Origin of the sequence: Thalassotalea sp. 273M-4 (assembly GCF_041410465.1) — a bacterium.
GTDB lineage: Bacteria > Pseudomonadota > Gammaproteobacteria > Enterobacterales > Alteromonadaceae > Thalassotalea_A > Thalassotalea_A aquiviva.
In genome coordinates, this window is the sequence record NZ_CP166961.1 from 2,939,722 (window position 1) to 2,959,089 (window position 19,368).

Annotated in this window: 10 protein-coding genes; 3 read left to right on the top strand and 7 right to left on the bottom strand. The window is 42.0% G+C overall.

Translation table 11 applies throughout. The annotated features are described in order from the left end of the window. Nucleotides 1-9: 9 nt before the first annotated feature. A complete protein-coding gene (locus ACAY00_RS13195) occupies nucleotides 10-11,028 on the bottom strand; it encodes a leucine-rich repeat domain-containing protein (RefSeq protein ID WP_371374589.1) in 11,019 nt (3,672 codons plus the stop codon). A gap of 479 nt (nucleotides 11,029-11,507) precedes the next feature. Here ACAY00_RS13195 and ACAY00_RS13200 point away from each other — a divergent pair, with 479 nt between their 5' ends. After that, nucleotides 11,508-12,485, top strand: a complete 978-nt coding sequence (locus ACAY00_RS13200; protein ID WP_371374592.1) for a hydrolase — start codon at nucleotides 11,508-11,510, stop codon at nucleotides 12,483-12,485. A gap of 4 nt (nucleotides 12,486-12,489) precedes the next feature. Next, nucleotides 12,490-12,714, top strand: a complete 225-nt coding sequence (locus tag ACAY00_RS13205) for a YheU family protein (RefSeq protein WP_371374594.1) — start codon at nucleotides 12,490-12,492, stop codon at nucleotides 12,712-12,714. On the opposite strand, the gene ACAY00_RS13210 is transcribed toward ACAY00_RS13205, so the two are convergent. The 3 genes from ACAY00_RS13210 to nudE are packed head-to-tail and all read right to left on the bottom strand — an operon-like array spanning nucleotide 12,711 to nucleotide 14,694. Then, on the bottom strand, nucleotides 12,711-13,295 hold the full coding sequence (locus tag ACAY00_RS13210; protein ID WP_371374597.1) for a YceI family protein: 585 nt from the start codon (nucleotides 13,293-13,295) through the stop codon (nucleotides 12,711-12,713). The two genes, ACAY00_RS13205 and ACAY00_RS13210, sit on opposite strands and share 4 nt — an antisense overlap. Nucleotides 13,296-13,307: 12 nt before the next feature. After that, complete coding sequence (cysQ, locus tag ACAY00_RS13215) at nucleotides 13,308-14,135, bottom strand: 3'(2'),5'-bisphosphate nucleotidase CysQ (RefSeq protein WP_371374600.1); 828 nt, start codon at nucleotides 14,133-14,135, stop codon at nucleotides 13,308-13,310. Beyond that, a complete protein-coding gene (nudE, locus tag ACAY00_RS13220) occupies nucleotides 14,128-14,694 on the bottom strand; it encodes an ADP compounds hydrolase NudE (RefSeq protein WP_371374603.1) in 567 nt (188 codons plus the stop codon). Before nudE ends, cysQ begins: the two co-directional genes overlap by 8 nt. 191 nt (nucleotides 14,695-14,885) lie before the next feature. Here nudE and yrfG point away from each other — a divergent pair, with 191 nt between their 5' ends. Next, on the top strand, nucleotides 14,886-15,560 hold the full coding sequence (gene yrfG / locus ACAY00_RS13225; RefSeq protein WP_371374605.1) for a GMP/IMP nucleotidase: 675 nt from the start codon (nucleotides 14,886-14,888) through the stop codon (nucleotides 15,558-15,560). Between the two features lie 119 nt (nucleotides 15,561-15,679). On the opposite strand, the gene ACAY00_RS13230 is transcribed toward yrfG, so the two are convergent. The 3 genes from ACAY00_RS13230 to coaBC form a co-directional block, all read right to left on the bottom strand. Then, a complete protein-coding gene (locus ACAY00_RS13230) occupies nucleotides 15,680-17,140 on the bottom strand; it encodes an aminoacyl-histidine dipeptidase (RefSeq protein ID WP_371374608.1) in 1,461 nt (486 codons plus the stop codon). A 125-nt stretch (nucleotides 17,141-17,265) separates the two neighbouring features. After that, entirely contained in the window at nucleotides 17,266-17,850 is a 585-nt protein-coding gene (gene slmA / locus ACAY00_RS13235) for a nucleoid occlusion factor SlmA (protein ID WP_371374612.1), read from the bottom strand. 170 nt (nucleotides 17,851-18,020) lie between these two features. Beyond that, complete coding sequence (coaBC, locus tag ACAY00_RS13240) at nucleotides 18,021-19,244, bottom strand: bifunctional phosphopantothenoylcysteine decarboxylase/phosphopantothenate--cysteine ligase CoaBC (RefSeq protein ID WP_371374614.1); 1,224 nt, start codon at nucleotides 19,242-19,244, stop codon at nucleotides 18,021-18,023. Nucleotides 19,245-19,368: the final 124 nt, after the last annotated feature.

Below are 19,368 nucleotides of genomic sequence, written 5' to 3' on the forward strand. Positions count from 1 at the left end.
CCCTTTAGGTTATTGATTAACTACAACGCCTAGCTCTTGTAAGGACGTCACCTGCATCGGATCAACAGCATTTACATCATACATTTCTAAAGTATGTAATGTTGGGTACCACGCATCGTTAGCAGCTTCAAGATCTTGATTTTGACGTAATGTTATTACAGGGGCTAAATCGGTGATTAAGCCAGAATTACTGATATTTAAATACTGTAGATTTGTTAGCGACGTAATGGCTGATAAATCACTAACTTGAGTTCCGTGTAAAGCTAGAGAATAAAGCTCTGACAAGTTCGTTGAAATATCATTCATCATCATATTATCAACATCTGCACTTACTATAGATAAGCTATCTAACTGCGATAATTGGATTATTACATCTTTTAAATCAGTATCAGTTGGTTCTGCGCTTGCAAGAGAACCTTGAATTTGAAGCTCTTTTAAATGGGTTAACTCAAGCAAATCCTGTGCATCAACATTAACATCTGGGCTATCGAGTTGACTTGAATCGATCCCCAAACTATGCAAAGACTGAAGTGAGGATAACGATGAAAGATCTACTTTACCCGTACCGTAAAGCCACAAGCCACTTAAGTGTTGCGCATTACCTAAAGCCGATACATCATTAATATTCAGACCAAATAGTTCTAACGAGCTCAAAATTGGGGTAGCTGCAACAACAGCTAACTTGCTGTCATCAAATCCTAAGATATGATTTATCATCAGATTTGATAATTGTGGTAAAGCGATTATTGGTTGAAAATCATTTACGCTATGATTTTCTCCTTGCAGATAAAACGTATCTAAACCATAAAGCTGAGTAATATCAGATAAATCAGCTATATCATAGTTACTTGTACAGCTTAAAGTATGAAGCTGTGCGACATAGGTTAAACCGGCACTGTGGTCAAGAAAACACTGCAATAATCCTGGGTCGTTAATCACCACATTAGATATTAAGTCTTGTTTTACCGACCCATAAACAATACTTGCAAAAGTATCAACTTGGCTAGGATCTTCAAGTGGCAAACTATGAACCCATAACGTATCAAGACTGTTGTTATTCATTAGTGGGCTTAAGTCTCGCACTTGCGTATTAGCAAGACTTAAACTTACCAAATTCGATAAAGCCGCTAATGGCGAAATATCTGTTATGAAAGTATTTCCCAAGTTGACATTTTCTAGACTTTCAAACCATTCGATACCTGTCAAACTTGCAATATTTTGGTCACGACACCACAAAAATTTAACTTGGCCAGTAACCAAATATCCATTGGTGGAATCAATTAAGCACTGTTTCAGTACAGGATCAAAAATATTATCAATAGCATCCACCAATAAGCTTCCATAGGCTAATTCACCAACAACATTTACACCATGATCTCGTAATGCCTGTACCTGTTGCTCTAGCTCGGTTTGGCCAGTCACTGGTAGGTTGTCAATGTAAATATCGGTTAAGGGAACCGATAATGGGTTCCAATACATACCATCAACAAACAATACTGATAAATCTGTAATAGCCATCTCACTAATAGACAAGGTGCTTAACTGAGCGTTATTGTGAACCACTTTATTTAACACATCATTGTTAATAGAGCTGGTATATTTAAACTCTACAAATTTAAGCGTATTAATAGAAGAGAACACATTTGACTGCTCAGGCGTTAAATCACCATATAAATATAATGATTCTAGGTTTAATAAACCCAGTTGATTAAAATCCTGCAGTTGATGAGTCCAGATAAGCAATGATTTAAACTTATTTAAATCAACTAGCGGGCTTAAGTCATAAATTTGATCCGTCCATAAAAACAGCTCTTCCAAGTTAGGCATCGTGGCGGCAGCGCTGATGTCGGTTAAACTTGGATTATCGATGACAAATCGACGAATACTCTGATGGCCACTAAAAGCTGCAAAAGCATCATTATTAAAGCCAGTAGAATAAGCTTCTAAACTTTCAAAGCCTATGATTAGTGCAAGAGGTGAAAAGTCAATCAAAGACTCATTATACGTTAAATCGATATGCTTAAGACTGGTCAAATGTTCAACTCCGCTTAAATCGCTAATTTCAGAGAATGAACAGTCTAAGCTTTCAATGTCCTCAGCATAAATTACTCCAACATTGCTAATGCAGATCGAAAGGTTTTGATCAACAAAGCTTAGTGTCGACAATTCGGTACCTACTGTTAAGTTAGGATTGTAAGGGAAGTGGTCGCTATTATCTCCAACGCCATCACCGTCTGAGTCGTATTGCTCATTTGGATTATTGGCAAACATATCACTGTTATCACCCACACCGTCCAAGTCGGTATCAATCCATTCGCTATTATCAAATGGGAAAGCATCGTCTTCATTTAAGTAACCATCGTTGTCAATGTCGAGATCAAAGCTATTTGTGATACCATCTGCATCATGATCAACGTTCGGATCATAAAACCTCACGTTATCTAAGCGATATACAGCACCATCACCTTGTCCCCAAGAAGGGAAGACCATGATGACATCAATGGCACTGAGATCTAGGCCCCAATTCGCTAAATCTGATAACTTAAAGGTGTATCTTTGCCATTCACCAACAATAGGGTCTACACCTTCAAGGCTTTGATTAAGTGGTAGCTCAACAGCAGTTGATCCATATTCTGACTCGACTTTGAATAACCAAACAGCAGATGCATCAAATGGTGCATTAACAATTTTCATTTCAAATTCAAGTACACCATTAGAGACAATAGATCTTGCATCGATAGGCTGTGGCGTATCGGTTATCCAGTCACGAGAGATAAAGCCCATTACGGTTGGTGAAGCTCCAATTGTAAACTCTCCCACATTACCGTGAAGCCCATCATCTTGAACCACCGTTGGCAGCGAACCACCGCAGCAATCCCATAAAGGCCAACTTGAGTTTGGTTGTTCAGAAAAAACGGTGAATGAAAGTGAATCCGCATTATCACCAATACCATCCCCATCTGAGTCATATTGCTCAAGTGGATCATTAGGGAACATATCACCGTTATCACCCACCCCATCAAAGTCCGTATCAACCCATTCACTATCATCGAATGGGAAGGCATCATCAGCGTTTAAATAACCATCATTATCAATATCGTCGTCATTATGGTCGGTGATGCCATCACCGTCATGATCAAGGCCTAAATCGTATGCCTCATAGAACACCACTCGACCTGGAATATTGATACGCCATGCTGGCTCCGTTGCATTAAAGTCCCAAGTTGCATCATTCCAATACTCAAATTCGAGCACATAGACACGATCACCAACTTGTTTTAATGGTACCCAAGTACGCTTACGCCATGGATTACAACCATATTCGTCGGTATTACACATACTGTAACTACCGTCAAACTCTTGCCAGGTTGCTAGCATTTCTACTGAGCCGTAATCGCTCCATTGCCATGACCAACGATCCCAGCCGTCTTTGTAGTTGTCTAAGTTGGCATTACCATTCCAAATACGGGTTGCGATCCCACCATTTTCAATCCGGTAGCCAAATATATGTTCTGGCAATACACGCCCTTCTGAATCGAGTTGCTCATCATTGGTTAATGAGAAACTGTTTTGGGCAAACTGATTTAACAATGGATCTAGCGTCGTTTCGGTGAATTCGGTTACCAACGAATAAGAGCTGGTTGTATAACCATTGGCTTGTGTAACCACTAACACTTCATCAATGTTATCTTGGTTTTGCACCCTCGTCATAGTAACCGTACCACCCGATGGGTAAGTAAGTACAAGATCACCATTTACAATACCCCAACTTATGCTGGCTTGATTGAAATGTGTGCTCGCACTGAAATCACTATTGAACGTGATTATATCTGAGCTTAACCGTCTATTACCTTGCCATGAAAACTCGTCTAAATTCGCCGGCATTGCCCACATCAAGTCGCTTAATTCATTTTCGGTAAAGGCACTTACGCTAAGACTAGCTTTATCTGTTAAGGTAAGAGTGTTTGAATCTGTAATGGTACTCACCATACCATTACCAATTAAAGCGTCATGAGCCCATGTATCTGTCATATGATAAGCAGTGGTCGTTGTTTGGTAAAAACGTTGACTATCACCATTATCGGCAATTAACTGCCATTGATATGACATAGTACGGGCAACAAATTCATATTGCGGATCACCATTATTGTCAATAAAGGTATCGGCTGCGGTTTGTTCAATAATCCCCATCGCTGCCGCTTGGCTGATGTTTAGATAAGTTACCGACTCTGTCGCTTCATCAGGGTTGATCGTTAAAACACCATCAACAAGCGCGTAGCTCATCGCTTGATTAGCAGAATTATTAATGATCTCACCGACACCATCGCTAAATAAGTATTGCGCACCACTACCAAAACCTATTTTAATACTTGGTTCGGTTTGATTACCCGTTAGGATTTGTACGTAGTTCGCTTTTAAATCCGTGCTGGTAAAGGCTAATGCTACTGACACATCAGGGTGATTTGGGTCTAAATCAGCATCGTTTTCAACCCCATCACCATCGCGATCGGTATCGATGTTATCGCCAATACCATCGCCATCTAAGTCTGACCATTCATCAGCATTTTCAGGAAGTGCATCTTCTTCGTTAGCTACACCATCGCCGTCGATATCCCAATCGCTGTTATTACCAATACCATCGCTATCTGTATCAGCCCACTCTGAGCTATCAAAAGCAAACGCATCATCAGCATTGGCAACGCCATCGTTATCAATGTCTTCATCATTATGGTCGGTGATGCCATCACCGTCATGATCAAGGCCTAAATCATAAACCTCATAGAACACCACTCGACCTGGAATATTGATACGCCATGCTGGCTCCGTTGCATTAAAGTCCCAAGTTGCATCATTCCAATACTCAAATTCGAGCACATAGACACGATCACCAACTTGTTTTAATGGTACCCAAGTACGCTTACGCCATGGATTACAACCATATTCGTCGGTATTACACATACTGTAACTACCGTCAAACTCTTGCCAGGTTGCTAGCATTTCTACTGAGCCGTAATCGCTCCATTGCCATGACCAACGATCCCAGCCGTCTTTGTAGTTGTCTAAGTTGGCATTACCATTCCAAATACGGGTTGCGATCCCACCATTTTCAATCCGGTAGCCAAATATATGTTCTGGCAATACACGCCCTTCTGAATCGAGTTGCTCATCATTGGTTAATGAGAAACTGTTTTGGGCAAACTGATTTAACAATGGATCTAGCGTCGTTTCGGTGAATTCGGTTACCAACGAATAAGTGCTGGTTGTATAACCATTGGCTTGTGAAACCACTAACACTTCATCAACGTTATCTTGATTTTGTACCCTCGTCATAGTGACCGTACCACCCGATGGGTAAGTAAGTACAAGATCACCATTTACAATACCCCAACTTATGCTGGCTTGATTAAAATGCGTGCTCGCACTGAAATCACTATTGAACGTGATTATATCTGAGCTTAACCGTCTATTACCTTGCCAAGAAAACTCGTCTAAATTCGCCGGCATAGCCCACATCAAGTCGCTTAATTCATCTTCGGTAAAGGCACTTACGCTAAGACTAGCTTTATCTGTTAAGGTAAGAGTGTTCGAATCTGTAATGGTGCTCACCATACCATTACCAATTAAAGCGTCATGAGCCCATGTATCTGTCATATGATAAGCAGTGGTCGTAGTTTGGTAAAAACGTTGACTATCAGCATTATCGGCAATTAACTGCCATTGATATGACATAGTACGGGCAACAAATTCATATTGCGGATCACCATTATTGGTAATAAACGTATCGGCCGCGGTTTGTTCAATAATCCCCATCGCTGCCGCTTGGCTGATGTTTAGATAAGTTACCGACTCTGTCGCTTCATCAGGGTTGATCGTTAAAACACCATCAACAAGCGCGTAGCTCATCGCTTGATTAGCAGAATTATTAATGATCTCCCCGACACCATCGCTAAATAAGTATTGCGCACCACTACCAAAACCTATTTTAATACTTGGTTCGGTTTGATTACCCGTTAGGATTTGTACGTAGTTCGCTTTTAAATCCGTGCTGGTAAAGGCTAATGCTACTGACACATCAGGGTGATTTGGGTCTAAATCAGCAGCGTTTTCAACCCCATCACCATCACGGTCGGTATCGGTGTTATCGCCAATACCATCGCCATCTAAGTCTGACCATTCTGTGGCATCATAAGAAAAAGCATCGTCTTCATTGGCAACACCATCGTTGTCGATATCCCAATCGCTGTTATTACCAATACCATCGCTATCTGTATCAGCCCACTCTGAGCTATCAAATGCAAATGCATCATCAGCATTGGCAACGCCATCGTTATCGATGTCATCATCATTATGGTCGGTTATACCATCGCCGTCTTGATCAAGGCCTAAATCGTATGCTTCATAGAACACCACGCGAGGAGGAATATACAAACTCCAATCAGGCTCTGAGCCATCAAACTTCCAAGCATTATAATTTGTATACGCATATTCCAGTACGTAAACGCGATCGCCAACTTGCTTAAGAGGTACCCAAGTACGCTTACGTCTTTTATTACAATCCCAAGCTTCTGGATCACAATTGGTATAACTTCCGTCGGTTTTATGTTGTGTTGCATACAGCTCTACTGAACCCAAGTCACCCAATGACCATCCGTATTGATGTGTCCATGCACCGGCGATGCGAGTTGCGACTCCACTAGGTTCAATACGAAAACCAAACTCTCTTCCTGGTAATAAACGCCCATCGTCATCAAGAGATTGATCATGCGTTAATTGCAAACTGCTTTGAGCAAACTTATTCATGAATGGCTCTAACGTCGTTTCAGAAAACTGAGTTATTAGTGCATATTCACTGGTTTGATAGCCATTGGCATCGGCAACCACTAGCACTTCATCGACGTTATCCTGATTTTGAACCCGAGTTAGAGTCACCGTAGCGCCAGATGGGTAGGTTAAAACTAAATCACCATCAACCACAGCCCAAGCAAAGGTTGCAGAGAAAAAGTGCGAACTTGCGGTATAATCGCTGTTAAACGTAACGACATCTGAACTTAAACGAACATCGCTATCGAAGCTTCCGACACTAGTTTCATCTAGGGATGATGGTAGCGCCCACTGCTGGTCAATAAGCTCATCTTCACTAAATGCTGAAACATTAAAACTAGCAACATCTGTTAACTCTTGGGTATAGACAAAATCATAACGACCCACTTGACCATCACCAATTAAAAGATCATGAGCCCACGCCTCTGTGATGTGAAACTCCGACAAATCTTTAATAAGGAATGTTTGTGTAACACCATTGTCTTCTAGCAACTGCCACGAATAAGCAGGATCGCGCATGATAAACTCAAATGATTGATCGCCATGGTTCGCGATAAATTCATCTGCTTTAACTTGGTCAATAATACCTAAATCAGCTGCTTCACTGACATATTGAGGCCAATTATATTCGTATACGTCTTCTTCAATTAGTGTAATGATCAGCTTGTCTTGACTAAATTCATAGCTAAACTCCTGCTCATCATAGCGCCTGAGGATACTTCCTACTCCTTCAGTAAAGCTAAAACGCTGACCATTAGAGTAACCTATAGCAATGGTTGGCTCGCTTTGATTACCAAGAGTGATTTCAACATAATCAGATTTTAAATCGCTACTGGTAAAAGCTAATGCCACTGACACGTCTGGATTATTCGCATCTAAATCGGCATTATCACCAACGCCATCACCATCTAAATCAGACCATTCGTCTTTATCATAGGCAAAGGCGTCTTCATCGTTAGCGACACCGTCACCATCAATGTCCAAATCACTGTTATCACCGACACCATCTTTATCGGTATCTTTACTTTCTGAAGCATCAGTTGGGAACGCATCAGCGTTATCGCCAACACCGTCTGCATCGCTATCCACGGTTTCTGATGCATCATCTGGGAAAGCATCGGCATTATCACCTACACCATCAGAGTCAGTGTCCTTTGTTTCAGTAGAATCGTTAGGAAAAGCATCAGCGTTATCACCAACACCGTCTGCATCGCTATCCACGGTTTCTGATGAGTCATTAGGGAACGCATCCGCGTTATCACCAATACCGTCATTATCAGAATCGGTTGTTTCAGAACCGTCATTTGGGAACGCATCGGCATTATTACCCACACCATCGCCATCCGTATCGACAGTTTCAGTTGCATCATTAGGGAACGCATCGGCATTATTGCCAACGCCATCGCCATCTGTATCTACGGTTTCAGTAGCATCATTTGGAAATGCATCCGCGTTATTACCAACGCCATCGCCATCGCTATCTAGCGTTTCTGAGGCGTCATTAGGGAACGCATCCGCGTTGTTGCCAACGCCATCGCCATCTGTATCAACGGTTTCTGAGGCATCATTCGGGAATGCATCGGCATTATTGCCAACGCCATCGCCATCTGTATCGACGGTTTCAGTAGCATCATTAGGGAATGCATCGGCATTATTACCAACGCCATCGCCGTCGCTATCTAGCGTTTCTGAGGCATCATTAGGGAACGCATCGGCATTATTGCCAACGCCATCGCCGTCACTATCGGCAGACTCTGCTGGGTTAAAATCATAAGCATCTTCTGAGTTTACAACGCCATCATTATCGATATCGTTATCTCTAAAGTCAGCAATAAAGTCGCCATCAAAGTCGTTTGGTTTACTGCTGGCATCTAGTGGGTCTGAGTTTACAGCGATTTCATCGACATCAACGTAATTGTCATTATCATCGTCATTATCGGCATTGTTACCAATACCATCACCGTCACTATCAAGCCATTCATTGGCATTTAAGCTAAACGCATCATTAATATCTTCAACACCATCATTGTCATCATCGCTATCAGGCGTTAAACCACCGGAATCGGCTAAACCATCACCGTCGGTATCGATAAAATCTTCGCTTGGAACACTGGCATCATTATCATCAGTGTCTTGTTCGGTTGGCCAACCATCATTATCCGCGTCGACCGCATCAAACTTACTGGCATCCGTTGGAAAGTCGTCTTCAGAATCTAATACACCATCATTATCATCATCTTTATCACAAGCGTCACCAAAAGCATCATCATCTGAGTTAACTTGGAACGTGTTCGCAATAAGAGGGCAATTATCACGGTTATTACCTATACCATCTTTATCTGAGTCAAAGCGCTCACTTGGATCAAGAGGTAAAGCATCTATATGATCAAATACACCATCACCGTCGGAATCTCTTTTAAGAGGGTCTGTACCTAATAGCAGTTCCGATTCATCTTCAATGCCATCGCCATCATCATCTCTATCATAAACGTTGGCAATACCATCTTTATCGGTATCTTGTGATGCGAGCGGATCATACGGGAATACATCATCTTCATTGGCGATGTTATCACCGTCAATATCACCATCAGAATTATTACCAATGCCATCAGCATCTAAATCTCGTGATTCACTGGCATTTAATGGGAAGGCATCGTCTGTATCTTTAACACCATCATTGTCATCGTCATTATCTGGTGCTAAACCACCTTGGTTTGCCTGACCATCACCATCGCTATCAATAAAATCTTCACCTGGGACACTGGCATCATTATCATTTGTATCTTGACCATCTGGCCAACCGTCATTATCTTGATCGACAGCATTTGAACGACTGTTATCAAGTGGAAAATCGTCTTCGCTATCTAACACACCGTCGTTATCATCGTCGGTATCGGCATTGTTACCCGTGCCATCTAAATCGGTATCTGTGCTTTCACTTGGATCAAAAGGAAAGCGGTCTTCTGCATCAAGTACGCCATCATTATCATCATCGTCATCAGAGCGAGCGACATCGATGACATCAGTACGCGCACCAGATTCTAAAACGTAAGCTACATCGGGTTTTCCGTCGTTATCAAAATCGCTGTCGGCAGAGGCATCTTCAGGAAACGCATCTTGAGAGTTTAAAACGCCGTCACCGTCAATGTCTGGTGACATTTCAGCGGGTTTAAGCTCAACAACTTCTTCACTGGCTACAAATTCACTGGTATCTGTTGTGCTACCTGTTGTCGCCGTTTCTTCTACGATAAGTTGTTTAACATCGCTTACGGTGCGACCGTTTGGATCATTTGGAATAGGCAAGGTGGCTGGATCTTGAGCTAGTACATCCAACGCCGCTACCGGATAGCTGCTAACAGCTTGCTGATGAATAAAACCATCAATAACCCCATCTGATAAATCGCCAGCAAGATCGTTAATAATATCGTCGGTAGTGATTTCTGTTTCACCACTTAATTGCTTAATTTCATATACCACAGCAGTGATCGCTTCAACAGCGCTTCGGTACGCCGTTGTCGAGCTTTGCTGTTCACTTGTTTCGGTAGACGCATTGATCAGCGGTGGGGTATTAAATAAGTCCACATCACTTTCAAGACCAAACCCAAGTGTCGACTTAACCTGCTCTTGCGCACTGGTCATCGCGGCGATAACTTCGGCCATGGTCACTGTGCCATCATTGTTACCGGTAAATGGCGCGATGTTTGAGTCGGCATTTTGAAAAACCAAAGAAACAGATAAGTCAGTCAGCGGGGTTGCAAACATTTGCTCGCCACTGTCTAACATCTCAGAGGTTAAAATGGTGCGCATGACCTCAATAACTGGGTATTGATTGGTGGTAATGTCATAGGTATCTTCATCTGCTCTTATTTCAAGCAAATAAGGCGCAGTCAAAGGGAACGTTAAGGATAAGTTCTCAATTTGTGCCGCCGCGTTGGTATTACCTTCCCCAGCAACAGCGCCTTTAAAGTCACTGGCGAGCGGGTCTATTTGATAAACGGTAACACTTGCCATAGCCATCGGGCCTTTGACACCGCCACCAGTAATGTCAATAACCTCAGGCTTAGGTGGTGGCGGTGGTGGTGGTGGGAGTACTATTTCGGGCTCAGGTTTCGGATCTGAGTCACCACATGCTACTAAAGTCAGAGATAAAAGACTTATTGATAGCAGTTTTAAAAGTTGGGAGTGATAAACACGAAGGTTATGCATGTGCAATTTCCTTTTGTTATTATTTTTTTTATTAAAACGCGTACATCCTGCTCGCGCTTGACCATTTTTAAATGGCAACGTATGTTGTGCCAAGAGTGTTAACCAAGCATTTTCCAAAGCTAAATACCTTTATTGGCTTTAGCTACACTTTGGATGACACGACGCATTTATTGCGGATTTTTCTTATCGCCACAAATTAGTTACATAAATTTTACAGGCAAATTACCAATATCTTGCATCACTACAGTATAAAAAGCAACCATTTGTATTGTTGAATATATTTTTTGGCCGTTATTAAAATCACACCTAATTTTAACAACTCCTAGTAACCGATTAATTTAGTGAGACGACTATTGAGCGGCAAATATTGACCGCCCAAGATCGGCTTTGTTTTATCTGCTCTTAGTTAAAACAAGCGAAAGACAGTACTCAGACGGGATAATTCACGTTATACTTTGCACCATTAAGCAGAGGAAAAAATGAAAAAAAGCAGTACCTTTAAGCCAGCATGGTGGCTTAACAACCCCCATTTGCAAACCATGGCGCCTAAACTTATTCGTAACAAGCAACGAATAAAAGTCGACACCGAAACGATTGAGCTACCCGATGGTGATTTTCTCGATCTGGCTTGGACTGCGGATCCCAAGGAGCACCCAAACAAACCCATCGTCATGGTTTTGCACGGCTTAGAAGGCTCGATCAATAGCCCTTATGCCAAAGGGATGATGAATGCCATTAGCCAACGCAACTGGATTGGTGTACTAATGCATTTTCGTGGTTGCAGTGGCCGCCCGAACCGTCAAAGTCATTCATACCATAGTGGCGATACTTGGGACTTACACTACTGTAGTCATCTCTTGCACCAACGCCACCCAAATCACCCTAAAGGTATATTAGGCTTTTCTTTAGGCGGTAACGTGTTGACCCGATATTTGGCCGAAGAAGCCAATAACCCTTTTAACTGCGCTGCGGTTATTTGCGCTCCATTGCATTTACAAAGTTGTAGCCAAAGAATTTCGCGAGGCTTTTCCAAAGTCTATCAAAGGTATTTGATCAATATGCTTAAATCGAGTGCCTTACAAAAAATAGATCTGCAACTGCTCCCCAATTACAGTAAACAAGAAATTAAAGGCATCTCGACCCTTTATGAATTTGATAGCAAAATTACGGCACCCATTAACGGTTTTGACAGTGCCGAAGATTATTATCATAAAGCCAGTGGGATGTATGTGATTGATCAAATTGTCAAACCAACCTTGTTCATTCACGCTAAGGACGACCCATTTTTATCCCACCAAGAAATTGAAGACTTACAGATAAACAACCCCAACATTTCATTTGAAATCAGCCATGGCGGTGGTCACGTTGGTTTTATTAGCGGTCGAAATCCGTTTAAACCTGAATTTTGGCTTGAGCACAGAGTCCTTGAGTTCTTTGCCGATTATTTAAATAAGTAAACATATGATCATTCCAATTTCCGAAATCAGCCCTCAAGCGCTTGAAAACATCATTGAAAGTTATATTTTAAGAGATGGTACCGATTACGGCGCGGTTGAAATGTCGTTGGCGGATAAAAAGCAACAACTAAAGCGCCAGCTAGAACAAGGCGCTTTAGTTATTGTCTATTCTGAATTACACGAAACGGTAAATATTTTACCCAAAGAGCAATTTGAGCAAAGTTCTTAGTCTTGGGCTTTAAAGTTTAAAACAAAACTTACTGGTACTACGGGACTGATGCTAGTAAGTTGAGCTATTTCTTGCAGTTTTATAAGCCCAGCCAGCAAATTAAAATCACCCGCTTGAATCAAAACAGGTTGCCAACTGCTCACTGACACTGAATTTTCAGCCGTTTTAGTAACCAGTATGCTAGCAACTACCGCTTGTTTTTCACCATGTAAGGACAACTCAGCTTTAACAGAAATTTGGCTACTTTGACCTACCTCTAAGCTGTTAATAAGCGCCTTGTCTATGCTTAGTTCAACGTCTGCTTTTGGATATTGTTGCGTTTCAAACAACCATTGCTTCATTCGCTCATCTCTAATCGGGATTGCGGTATTGACACTGGCCAGATCAATTTCTAAACGCGCTTTGCCTTGCTCTGAAATATAACCACTAAGACGATTAAATTGATGCACTTCCATAACCGTGTGCTTTTTAGTGGAAATAAAGCTCAAATTGGAACTGGTATTGTCTAACTGCCATTTTGCCATAGCGGGCAATTGCCAAACTAAGGCGACAATACATATCAAGGTTTTAAATTTAGCCATGTTAAGTCCTATTTAATAGTCTCTTGCACACTTGTGTTTAATGATCACATCCTGCCAATCAATGGCGGGGTTGCCCAAACTGATAAAGTCAGGATTCATTAAACTCTCACGTTGGTTGTATGTTAGCGGTAGCAGTTCACTGTCTAAAATGGTGCCACCAGCTTCTTCTAAAATACATTGGCTAGCCCCCGTATCCCACTCGCCTGTCGGACCAATGCGCAAGTAGCAGTCTGTGGTACCCTCGGCAATTTGACAATTTTTTAATGAGCAACTTCCAAGAGGGATATGCTGATACTGGTAGCGTTCATTTAAAAAGTTGGCAATGGTCGAGAGTTTTTGACGTCGGCTTACACCAACATTTAGAGTGCGCTTGCCATCATATGGCGCCACCTTAATTTGTTTCGTGCCCTGATTGTCTTGTTTAAATGCGCCCCCCTTTTTACAGCCATAATAGGTGACTTCGTGTGCGGGTGCATGAATAACGCCAATAACAGGCCAGCCATTTTGCACAAGGGCAATATTAACGGCAAAATCCCCACTTTGAGCAATAAACTCGCCCGTACCATCAATAGGGTCGAGTAACCAATACATCGGCCATTGAGCGCGCTCGGCCAAAGCAATGTTGTCACTCTCTTCTGAAATAATGGGGATCTCTGGGGTCGCTTGGCGCAAGTGTTCTACCAACACTTGATTTGCCGCTAAATCGGCTTCGGTGACAGGGGTGTCATCATCTTTGGTAAATTTTTTTAATTGATCATGATGGTAAAAGCTCATGATCTCTTTTCCTGCTTCTTTAGCTGCCGTTAACGCAGTTTCTAGCAGTTTATGTAAATCAGCCATATCGTTCTTCTAAATACTCTCTTGCCAACATTAAGGCAGTAATACTTCGTGCTTCGGTAAAGTCAGGTTGTGCTAACAATTGTTGATATTCAGATAATTTCCACGGGACAACTTGAAGAGGTTCAGGCTCATCACCAATAAGCTTACTCGGAATTAAGTCCGTAGCAATAAATAAATCCATGCGGGCGTTAAAAAACGCTGGGGCCAAACAAACTTGCTTTAAAAATGTGATGTTATTAGAAGCCATATGAATCTCTTCTTGTAGCTCTCTATTTGCGGCCTGTTCAGCATTCTCGCCCGGGTCGATTAACCCTTTGGGAAAGCCAAGTTGATATGAGTGGGTACCGGCAGAATATTCACGAATCAACAACATGGTGTCATCATCTAGCATAGGCACTATTAACACGGCTCCGCGCCCACCGCTGCGCACTTTCTCGTATGTTCGTTGCTCTCCATTGCTAAATTTTAACTGTACTTCGTCAATGGCAATCAACCGTGTTTTGGCAACTTCTTTGGTATCGAGCACCTTGGGTAAGGTCTGTTTAGAGTCTTTGTCCATGCTAATTGGTCAACCTGTTTTGTCAGGGTTGGAAAATTTAAATAATCACACCGAGATTAAGCCGACTTCCCAAGCCTGATTTCAGCTCGAAATTGATAATCCATTTTCATCTGCTCAACATACAAGTATGATTCTCAACATACAGTGTATTAATATACTTAATTCATTCAATGTTTAACAGGACTATATCTATGTTTGATTGGGCAAAAATTCATACCGTATTACTGGATATGGATGGCACCATTTTAGATTTACATTTTGACAATCATTTTTGGTTGCACCATTTGCCTCTAAGTTATGCCAAACAAAAAGGCGTCAGCGAAACATCGGCCAAGCAATATTTAACCTCCTGCTATCAAGATGTTGAAGGCACCATTTCTTGGTATTGCTTAGATTATTGGGCAGAAAAAACCCAACTGCCGATCAATCAATTAAAAAGAGAAATTCAACATCTTATTCAACTACGTGATGATGCTCACGACTTTTTAACCGCGTTAAGGGATTCGGGACGTCAGGTTATATTAGTGACCAATGCTCACCCTGATTCACTGGCCTTAAAAATTGAACGTACTCAATTAGACAAATATTTTGACCAACTGATTTCCTGCCATCAATTTGGCACTACCAAAGAGTCCCAGTTACTTTGGCAACGCCTACAAGCCCATGTCGGCTTTGATAATGCCACCACGCTCTTTGTCGATGACAGTTTGGCGGTGCTTAATTCGGCGAAAAAATATGGCATTGAACACATATTGGCAGTGGCCAACCCTGACAGTAAACGCGAACATAATGCAATTTCAGGTTTTCCAACCATCACCGACTACCGAACACTCATCGACGATATTTTAGCTAGCCCTATAAACTAAAAACCCGCAACACATTGGTCACGGGCTTTGGCAATATTTAGCTATGTCTATATTTGACTATGTCGTCGCGCGAATAAGCGCGCGATCATATCGTTAAGGTCTATATGGCACCACGCTGTTTAGCCTTTATCAGGAATATTGGCTAACACTTTGGTTAACAGCTTCCAGTATTCTCCAACACTGGCAATCTCCACTTTCTCATCTGGAGAATGTGGAAACTTAATGGTTGGGCCTATAGAAACCATGTCTAAATCTGGATATTCGGTTTTAAATAGCCCACATTCTAAGCCCGCATGAATCACCATGATTTCTGGAGATTTACCAAATAACTGTTTATAAGTATCACTTACGATATTCATAACCGCCGAGTCTGTACTGGGTTTCCAGCCTGGGTATGCGCCCGAAAACTCCACCTTGGCACCGGCCAGTGAAAACACCGATTGAATCATCTCTTGAGCTTCTAAGCGGCCATCATCATGTAAACTTCTAATTAGGCATAAGGCAACAAACTTAGGCCCTTTCGTGCGCATAACCCCTAAATTAGATGATGTTTCTACCACCCCTTGAATGTCATCGCTCATTCGTAACACGCCATTAGGGCAACCATTTAGTGCCGATAAAATGCGTTTTTGACACGCAGGGCTCCACATCTGCTCAAACGTTTCAGGTTGCAGCAACATCATATCAAGGTCAGGTTCAACGACGGCTAAATTGCTCTTTAGGGTGTTAATATATTGCTTTAATGCTTGTTTAAAAGCTTCAACTTTAGTCTTAGCAATCACCAAGCTGGCATTGGCTTCACGAGGGATTGCATTGCGTAAACTACCGCCATTAAGCTCGGTTAACCCAATACCAAATGTCTCACTCATTTGCAGTAAAAAGCGTACCAGTAATTTATTTGCATTGGCACGACCGGTGTGAATATCTACTCCTGAGTGACCACCTTTTAAACCTGAAATAGACAAATTAAAAGATTCATAATCGCTTGGAACGGAAACCATTTCTAAGCTAAACGTTGAACTGGCATCCACACCACCAGCACAGCCCATATAAACTTCGCCTTCTTGCTCTGAGTCGGTATTAATTAAAATCTCACCGTCTAACCAACCCGATTTCAAACCAAAAGCACCACTCATCCCCGCTTCTTCATCAATGGTAATGAGTACTTCTAATGGGCCATGGGGAATATCATTACTGGCCAGTACGGCTAATGCTGAACATAAACCAATGCCGTTGTCAGCACCTAAGGTTGTACCATCTGCGGTTACCCAATCGCCATCGATGTAAGGACGAATAGGATCGGTTAAAAAGTCATGTTGGGTATCAGAGTTCTTTTGCGGCACCATATCCATATGGGCTTGCAAAATAACCCCTTTTTTATTTTCCATCCCGGCCGTTGCTGGTTTTTTAATAAATAAATTACCGACCTCATCTTCTTTCACACTTAGACCTTGTTGTTTCGCCCAATCTTGGATCCAAAGTGAAATTTGTTGTTCATGTTTTGAAGGGTGTGGGATCGCACAAATATTGGCAAATAATTGCCATAACGGTTGTGGGGATAATTGATTTAATTCGCTCATAGCTGTCTTAACACTCGCTTGACCTGTAAAAGAGGTGGAAATTAATTAAACAAAAGATGGGGTCGTTAGCTCCGACCCCAAGAAATTGGGATAGAGAAAGCAATCAACTGCTAGGTTGATTTACCTTAACAACCGGCCATTAAAAAGGGCCATTGTTCGGCGAAATTCTCACTTGGTTTTTTATCAAAACCCGAACGCACATATTGGCTGATTTTTCCTTCACAATACGACAAAATGATATTCGCTAACGCCACTTCACTTATTGGAAAGCCTTTACCTTCTCGCAATTTTCGTTCGCGTAAAATTTGTTTGAATTGGGTTTCTATTTTTTCAAATAACTGGTGAACTCGAAGTCTTAAACGTTCATTTTCACCCATCAAGGCATCACCTGATAAAATACGACACATACCCGGGTTACGCTCAGCAAATACCAAAATAACATGGCAAATGTGGTAAATACGGGTCAAGGTTTCTTTTTGGTCGTTTAAAATTAAATTAACTCGGGTAAACAATGACTCTTCGATGTATTCAATAAGTCCTTCAAACATGCGTGCCTTTGAAGGAAAGTGTCGATACAAAGCGGCCTCTGAAAATCCTACTTCAGCAGCAAGTTTTGCCGTAGTGATACGCTGACCCGGACTGGTTTCAAGCATGTGAGCAAGGCACTCAAGGATTTGTTGTCTACGATTAGGTTTCTGATTCTCTGACATATTATTTTTCTTAGACTTTAAGCTATTTATTTTTCGTTATTGAAGACGTTCATTTTTATACGTTAGCGTACAGCAAGGATCAAGACCGAGCTGTAACAAAACGCATCATGGTGATTTAAAGCTTTCTAAAGTTAAAGCTTTTTTTTGCATTAACATTGCCATTGATAACATCAATGCTTTGGTTTTGACGATTGTCGGCGCTGGTCGATTTTTTGCACCAATTGTTTGGCCAACAAGCTTTTACTGGTCAGTGGCAATTCAATCTCACCTTCATCCCAATACAAATGTAAGGCATTGTTATCACTGTTAAAGCCTTGCTTGTCACTGGCCACATTATTAGCACAAATCATATCAAGGTTCTTGCGCGCTAATTTCAACTTGGCGTATTGCTCAACCTGTTGAGTTTCGGCGGCAAAACCGACGGTAAAAGGTTTGCTTTTCAAAGCGGCAACATCGGCCACAATATCTGGGTTTTTAACCAATTCAATGGTCATCTTATCGGCTGACTTTTTAATCTTTTGAGATTGTATTTCAGCGACTCGATAATCCGCAACCGCCGCACAGGCAATAAAGACATCGGCATCCTTAGCTAACTGCAACGCTTGTTGATGCATTTCATTCGCACTATTGACCTGAATGCAATGACAATGCTCTGGTACCGCAATATTTACTGGACCACTAATTATCGTCACGTTAGCGCCTGCTTGTTGAGCAGCTTGCGCAATGGCATAGCCCATTTTTCCAGAGCTATGGTTGGAAATGTACCTAACTGGGTCAATGGCTTCACGGGTTGGACCTGCGGTGATCACCCAGTGTTGACCTGCTAGCTCAAGGTGTTGTGCATGTTCTTGCATCAAACCAAGGATCAAACTTGCCAATTCATCTGGCTCTAGCATTCTGCCATAGCCGATATCACCACATGCTTGTTCACCACTGCCTGGGCCCATAACAACAACCCCACGCGCTTGTAATATCGCCAAGTTGTCTTGCGTTGCTTTGGCATGCCACATTTGTTGATTCATCGCAGGTGCAATGGCTAAAGGCGCATCGCTCGCTAACACGATGGTGGCTAATAAGTCATCCGCCAAACCATGCGCAAGTCTGGCTAAGGTGTTGGCACTGGCCGGTGCAATGATAATAAGATCAGCCCATTTAGCCAGCTCAATATGGCCCATTGCAGCTTCAGCGGCAGGGTCTAACAAACTGTCACTAACGGGATAGCCACTAACCGCTTGCAAGGTCAATGGCGTAATAAAGGCTTTAGCCCCCGAGGTCATTACCACTCTAACGTTGGCGCCCTGCTCTTTTAGGCGACGAACCAATTGCGGACTTTTATAGGCCGCAATACCTCCGGTCACACCCAATACGATATTTTTATTCTGTAAAAACATCATCACCTGCTAAAATAAAATCGATGTGAATAAGGATATGTACTCACACCCGAAAAAATAGTGCCGATACAATAACATGTTTTTTATACTAGATTAAATAGCGACATACGAATTAGTAAGTATTCAC